The sequence below is a fragment of the Rhodococcus sp. O3 genome, assembly GCF_048897285.1.
Lineage (GTDB): Bacteria > Actinomycetota > Actinomycetes > Mycobacteriales > Mycobacteriaceae > Rhodococcus.
In genome coordinates, this window is record NZ_JBMBTE010000185.1 from 1 (window position 1) to 6,537 (window position 6,537).

At 69.4% G+C, this 6,537-nt stretch carries 6 protein-coding genes and 1 pseudogene; 1 reads left to right on the plus strand and 6 read right to left on the minus strand.

Annotation, left to right across the window (positions count from 1 at the left end; translation table 11 throughout):
* The 4 genes and pseudogenes from ACN675_RS26785 to ACN675_RS26800 form a co-directional block, all read right to left on the minus strand.
* Positions 1–313: pseudogene (locus tag ACN675_RS26785) on the minus strand (hydroxymethylbilane synthase); the annotation flags it as partial.
* Positions 310–1,731: a glutamyl-tRNA reductase gene (locus tag ACN675_RS26790; RefSeq protein ID WP_420753707.1), complete on the minus strand. Its 1,422-nt coding sequence runs from the start codon at positions 1,729–1,731 to the stop codon at positions 310–312. The pseudogene ACN675_RS26785 and the gene ACN675_RS26790, both read right to left, overlap by 4 nt.
* Complete coding sequence (locus tag ACN675_RS26795; protein WP_420753708.1) at positions 1,728–2,597, minus strand: redox-sensing transcriptional repressor Rex; 870 nt, start codon at positions 2,595–2,597, stop codon at positions 1,728–1,730. The genes ACN675_RS26790 and ACN675_RS26795 overlap by 4 nt, the downstream gene beginning before the upstream one ends.
* Before the next feature lie 159 nt (positions 2,598–2,756).
* A complete protein-coding gene (locus ACN675_RS26800) occupies positions 2,757–3,047 on the minus strand; it encodes a glutaredoxin family protein (RefSeq protein ID WP_420753709.1) in 291 nt (96 codons plus the stop codon).
* 149 nt (positions 3,048–3,196) lie between these two features.
* Between ACN675_RS26800 and ACN675_RS26805 the strand changes: the two genes are divergently transcribed.
* Positions 3,197–4,207, plus strand: coding sequence for an HAD family hydrolase (locus tag ACN675_RS26805; protein WP_420753710.1), 1,011 nt, complete (start codon positions 3,197–3,199; stop codon positions 4,205–4,207).
* Positions 4,208–4,257: 50 nt separating this feature from the next.
* Here the strand turns inward: ACN675_RS26805 and ACN675_RS26810 are convergent, their stop codons facing one another.
* Complete coding sequence (locus ACN675_RS26810; RefSeq protein ID WP_420753711.1) at positions 4,258–5,256, minus strand: lysophospholipid acyltransferase family protein; 999 nt, start codon at positions 5,254–5,256, stop codon at positions 4,258–4,260.
* Positions 5,253–6,389, minus strand: a complete 1,137-nt coding sequence (locus ACN675_RS26815) for an NAD-dependent epimerase/dehydratase family protein (protein WP_420753712.1) — start codon at positions 6,387–6,389, stop codon at positions 5,253–5,255. Before ACN675_RS26815 ends, ACN675_RS26810 begins: the two co-directional genes overlap by 4 nt.
* Positions 6,390–6,537 lie beyond the last annotated feature (148 nt).

Genomic DNA, 6,537 nt, shown 5'->3' on the forward strand with positions numbered 1-6,537 from the left:
TGACCATGCGCGGATCCTGGAAGGTGGGCAGGTCCTTGTACGAGTGCACGGCGAGATCGACCTCGCCGGCGAGCAACGCCTCACGCAGCTCGGCGGTGAACACGCCGACGCCGATCCGCTGGACCGGGCCTGCGGTGACGTCGCCCTTGGTCGTGATGATCACCAGCTCGGCGGGATGCCCGGCGGCGATCAGCGCGTCTCTGACGGTGCCCGCCTGCGTGGTCGCGAGGAGGCTGCCGCGCGTTCCGATACGCAACGTGCGGCTGCCGGCCCGGTCGTCGCTCCGGGTGACCGATGCGGCCTCGGCGCTCATGCCTGCCTGTCCTTTCGTGGAGTCCGCAGCTCCGTTGTGAGGGCGGGATCGAGGGCTGCGGACAGGTCGGTGCCGACCGACTCGGCCAGGGCACCCGGTTCCTTCACCATGGGCATGGCGACGGCCTCGACCGCCCCCGGGCGCAGTTCGAACAGTTCCCGCAATGCCTCGGCGTACTGGTCGCCGCCGGGAGTGGAGGCCAGCTGTTTCACGCGCACGGTCGGCGCATGCAGGAGTTTGTCGACGACGCGACGGACGGTGCGCGCGACCTCGCCGCGTTCCCCCTCGTCGAGATCGGGCAGCCGGGATTCGAGACGCATCAGTTCGGCCTCGACGACCTCGGCGGCGCGCTGCCGCAACGCGGTGACGGTCGGGGTGACCTCGGCGAGACGCTGCGAGGTCAGGTAGTCGGACAGTTCGGCGGCGACGATCCCGCGGGCGGCCTCGGCGTCGGATGCGGCCGCGCCGGCGGCGGGATCGTTCTGCAGCGCCTCCATGTCGAAGACGGTGACGTCGGGAAGACCCGCGACGGACGGGTCGACGTCGCGCGGCAGGCCGAGGTCGCAGATGACGAGGGGGCGGTCCGGTCCGCGGCCGGGCTCGGCGAGCGCGCGGTGTGCGTCGGCGAGGGTCACGACGGTTCCGACCGCGCCGGTACAGGTCACCGCGACGTCCGCGCGGGCGAGTGCGGACGCGAGATCGCCGAACGCGACCACCTCGGCCTCGACGCCGTTGCCGCGGGCCGTTTCGGCGAGTCGTTCGGCACGCTCGCGCGTGCGGTTGGCCACGATGATCCGCCCGATTCCGGCCCGGGTCAGATGCGCGACCGCGAGACCGCCCATCGCACCGGCACCGACGACGGCCGCGGTGCGGCCGGCGAGACCGCCGAGCCGTGCACCGGCCTTGTCCAACGCGACCGACACCACCGAGGCGCCGGCGGCGTCGATGCCGGTTTCGCTGTGGACGCGCTTGCCGACGCGCAGCGCCTGCTGGGCGAGTTCGTGCAGTGCCCGGCCCGCGGCCTGCTGAGCGTCCGCGCTGGCATAGGCGGCGCGGATCTGTCCGAGGATCTGCTGTTCCCCGACGACCATCGAGTCCAGGCCGCTGGCGACCGAGAACAGGTGCTCGGCGGCGGCCTCGCTGTACCGCACGTAGGCGTGCCGATGCAGATCGGAGAGGGTCAGACCGGAATGTTCGGCCATCAGTGCGCTGACGTCGGCCAGTGCACCGTGGAACGCGTCGACGACCGCGTAGATCTCCACCCGGTTGCAGGTCGAGACGATCATCGCCTCGGAGATGTGCCCGGAGGACATCATCTTGTCGGTCAGCTTCGGTCGGTCGGTGTCGGTGATCGCGACCTTCTCGAGCACTGACACCGGGGCACTCCGGTGCGAGATCCCGACGAGGAGAACACTCACGGTGCGATCACCGATCCGTTTCTTGTCACGGTCGAACCCAGCGGGCCCGACTTCCCGGACGAGGCCCGGTGCGGGGCGCTCGTTGCCTTCACCGCGGTAGCGCGGGATCCCATCGGCTGCCCCATTCCGGTGGGACGCGCGTCCCCGGCAGCGTGGGCGAGTTCGTCGTTGCGGGCGCTGTTGAACGAGAGCACCTGCATCTCGACGGAAAGATCGACGCGGCGCACCTCGACGTGTTCGGGCACCTCGAGCGGCGTCGAAGCGAAGCTCAGGACGCTGCGCACCCCGGAACGGACCAGGACGTCGCACACCTGCTGGGCGGCGTCACCGGGGGTCGCGACGACCCCGATGGTCGCGCCGAGTTCGCGGGCACCGGACTCGAGACCGTCGACGTGGCGGATGGTCAGATCGCCCACACGGGTGCCGACGATCTGCGGATCGGAGTCGAACAGGCCGGCCATGGTGAATCCGCGGCGGTCGAAACCCGGATACCGGGCGAGCGCACGACCGAGATTGCCGACGCCGACCAGCACCACGCGGTGTCCCTGGTCCAGGCCGAGCGCGTTCTCGATGCGCGCCTGCAGGCGCAGCACGTCGTAGCCGACGCCGCGAACCCCGTTGGGGCCGAGGAACGACAGGTCCTTGCGGAGTTTGGCGGATCCGACCCCGGACGCGGTGGCGAGTTCCTCACTCGAGACGATGAGCGTCCCGGCGTCCGCGAGCCCACCGAGGACCCGCAGATAGGTCGCGAGACGCGTCACAGTAGCCTGGGGGATGTCGCGCACCGGAACTCCGGGAGAGGCACCCCCGCCGCCCCCGGCGTTGTCGCGGGCGTCGTCGCCCTGCGGGGGGTGCAGCTCTGTCACGTTCGTGGCTCCTCGTCCGGCCGACGGATACACGTCGGTCCTCACGGTGATCCGGGGTTTCGTTCACACCACGGTAACCGCTTGTGAAGCCATGCACAAAGTTGCTCGAAGGGGCCCGAATGTGCTCGCTACCTGCGCGACGGACCGCGCCGACCGTGGTCAGCGAGCGAGATCGGCCCTGAGTCGCGGCTCGTCCACCTCCCAGTAGCTGTGCTCGCGGCCGTCGAGCAGAACGACCGGCAACCGGTCGCCGAATTCGGCACGCAACTCGGGATCCGTTGCGGCAGCAGCATCGACGTCGATGCATGTCAGAGTGAGCCCGAACTCCTCGCACACCTGCTCGAGCTGTGCGCGTGCGGGCGCGCACGCGCCGCAGCCGGCGCGGACGAGAAGAGTGACTTCGTGGGCGGGTGCGGAGGCGCCGGCGGCGTCCTGTCGAGGCTCTGTCATTCCCCTACTGTGCGCCATCGCCGGTCGAGATGAACGTCACACCCGGTCCGTGCGTTCGCTCCCGCCCGGAACGCGGTCCGGTCGCGGGCTAGGCTGGGCGCGTCGTCCGTTGCCCGCGGCGACACGGCCGTCGTGACACGGAGGTGCGAGTGCCTGGACGTTCATTGCCGTACGGGTGGGGAATCGGCGAGTTTCTGTCCGGCCTCATCCGACCGGGACGCCGCCGGTGGTTCAGCAAGTTCGGCCCCAGCGAGGCCGAGGTGCGCGCGAACCTGGCCGGTGAGGCCAGCGCCGACGCCGCATTGGCGCTGCACGAGGCGCGCGCCGAGGCCGAGGCCGAGGTCGAGGCCGGGATCGAAACCGAAGCCGTGACCCCCGCGCCGCGCGATCTGACCGCGGCGGCGTTCTTCGACGTCGACAACACGATGGTGCAGGGCGCCTCGATCATCCATTTCGCTCGGGGTCTGGTCGCACGGGACTACTTCCGCAAGACCGATCTGCTCGAGTTCGCCTGGCAGCAGGTGAAGTTCCGGGTCACCGGCAAGGAGAACTCGAACGACGTCGCGAGCGGCCGCGAGAAGGCGTTGTCGTTCGTACAGGGACGGTCGACGGAGGAACTGCGCCGCCTCGGCGAGGAGATCTACGACGAGATCATCGCCGACAAGATCTGGCCGGGCACGCGCGCGCTCGCGCAGATGCACCTGGACGCGGGTCAGCAGGTGTGGCTGGTCACCGCGACCCCGGTGGAACTGGCCGACGTCATCGCCAAGCGGCTCGGGTTGAGCGGCGCCCTGGGTACGGTCGCCGAATCGGAGGACGGCGTCTTCACGGGCCGGCTCGTCGGCGACATCCTGCATGGGCTCGGCAAGGCGCACGCGGTGCGTGCCCTGGCGATCCGGGAGGGCCTGAACCTCAAGCGGTGCACCGCCTACTCCGACAGCCACAACGACGTGCCGATGCTGTCGCTGGTGGGCACGGCCGTCGCGATCAATCCCGACGCCGACCTGCGGGAACTCGCCAAGACGCGCGGCTGGGAGATCCGGGATTTCCGGACCGCCCGCAAGGCCGCGCGGATCGGGGTGCCGACCGCGCTGGGGATCGGCGCGGCGGGCGGGGCGCTGGCGGTCCTTCTCGGGCGGCGGCGGGACCGCGCGGCGTAGTTCGTCGGCAGCGCAGTTCGTCGGCAGCGCAGTTCGTCGTCCGGGCCGCTTCAGCCGAGGAAGACGTTGCGGCGCCGGGTGAGGAGCTTGTACAGCGTCTGCTGGATGGTTTCCCGCACGTGGTCGGTGACCTCGAACAGCACCATCGGGTCGTCGGCGGCCGCATCGTCGTACACGTCCGTGGTGATCGGGGTGCCGAACTCGATGTACCACTTCGACGGCAGCGGCACGAGCCCGAGCGGACCGAAGGCCGGGAACAACGGCGTGACGGGGAAGTAGGGCAGGCCGAGCACCCGCGCGAGCGACGTGAGATCGGCGATGTTCGGGTAGATCTCCTCCGAGCCGACGATCGAGCACGGCACGATCGGAGCGCGCGTCTTCAGTGCCGCGGACACGAAGCCGCCGCGGCCGAACCGCTGCAGCTTGTACCGCTCGCGGAACGGTTTGCCCAGACCCTTGTAGCCCTCGGGGAACACCGCGACCACCTGGTCGTCGCGCAGCAACCGTTCGGCGTCGGGGTGGCAGGCGAGGGTGTGACCGGCCTTGCGGGCCACGGTGCCGATGACGGGCATGTCGAAGGCGAGGTCGGCGGCGAGCATCCGCAGCGGGCGGTGCGCCTGGTCCCACACCGCGACCGAGGTCATGAGCGCGTCGAGCGGAAGGGTACCGGCGTGATTGGCGACGACGAGTGCGCTGCCATCGGCGGGGATGTTCTCGATGCCACGGACCTCGACGCGGAACCACTTGTCGAACAGCGGCCGCAGCACGGGCATCACGACGTTCTCGGTGAAGTGCGGATCGAACCCGAAGTCGTCGACCTCGTAGTCCCCCGTCATGCGGCGGCGCACGAACTCGGCGGTCCCCGTGACCTGGTCGATCAGGGTCCGGCGCAGGTCGTCGAGGAAGCCGTCCGCCGGGGTGTGCTGCGTCGGCAGATCGAAGGGCTCGAGGTCGCGGCCGGCAGGATGACCGCTGCCGGGTCTCGCACCGCCGCGGCGCTGTGCATTCGCTCCACCGTGCAGCGGAATGACTTTCGCAACCTGCGTCATCGCGCCTCCGTCCTCTCTCCCAGTGCGGAGAGCACCATCGATTCGGCTCGATCGACCCATTCGGTCTTCACGATGCGGCTCAGCCCGACGCTGCGGGCGAAGTCGTCGAGTGCGTCCTTCGTCGTCCAGCGCGGCTCGAACCCGAGTTCGGTACGCATCCGGGTGGTGTCGAGTCCGCAACCGAAGTGGAAGTAGTCGAGTTCTTCCTTGGTGAAGGATGTCATGACGGATCCCATGAGGGCATGTCCCGCCGTGCGGAAGAGTCCGTACGGCATGGGAACAGGGATCCCGCCCGCGCGGCGGACGGCCTGCGAAACCATCACGATGCCGTCCCCGGCGACGTTGAAGGTCCCGGCGGGTCCGGCGACGGTCGCCCGTTCGAGTGCGCCCAGCGCATCCTCTTCGTGCAGCAACTGCAACCGGGCGTCGCGCCCGAACACGGTCGGCACCAACGGTGAGGTCAGGTATGCGGAGACCGAACCGGGCACCCGGTTCCCGACTGTCGGGGCGAGCCGCAGGATCGTGGTCGAGATGTCGCTGCGCCGGCGGGCCAGGCCCCGCAGATAGCCTTCGATCTCGATCATGTCGCGGGCGAAGGCGCCGGTCGGCCGGCGACGGGCGCTCATCTCCTCGGTGAACTTGGCGGGGTCCTTGGCGCTGGATCCGTACACCACCGACGACGACCGCAGCACCACCCGCCGGACGGACGGCACCTTCTGGCACACCGCGAACAACTGCATGGCACCGAGGACGTTCATGTCCTTCATGGCAGTGCGGCTGCCCGACTTGGGGGCCTTGGTCAACGTGGACGCATGGACGACGGTGTCGACGTCCATGTTGCGGATGACCTTGCCGATCAGCGGATTCCGGATGTCGGCGAGCACGAACTCGGCGCGGCCCATGCGGCGGAGCATGTCCTTGGTGGGTGACTGGGTGTCGACAGCGATGACCCGTTCGATCGCCGGATTCTGAGCGAGCCGGGTGACGAGGAATCCACCGAGGAAACGGCTGGCACCGGTCACCAGAGCTACCTTCGGCGGCTCGATGTCGGCAGTCGAAGTCACGCACAACCCCCTGTTTCCTGACCTACCGGCTCTCCGGCCCCGTGCGCCCGACGAACCGGCGCTCGTCATGTCGGCCGGACCGACCCCTCGTCGTGTCCACCGAGTCGACTCGTATCACGGAACGACTCTCGCGCGGTATGGGTCCCAACAATACGGTGAGTTGCGCGACACCGCATTACACAGAGGTCCACACTGCTCCCGAAGTCCGCACAACGGA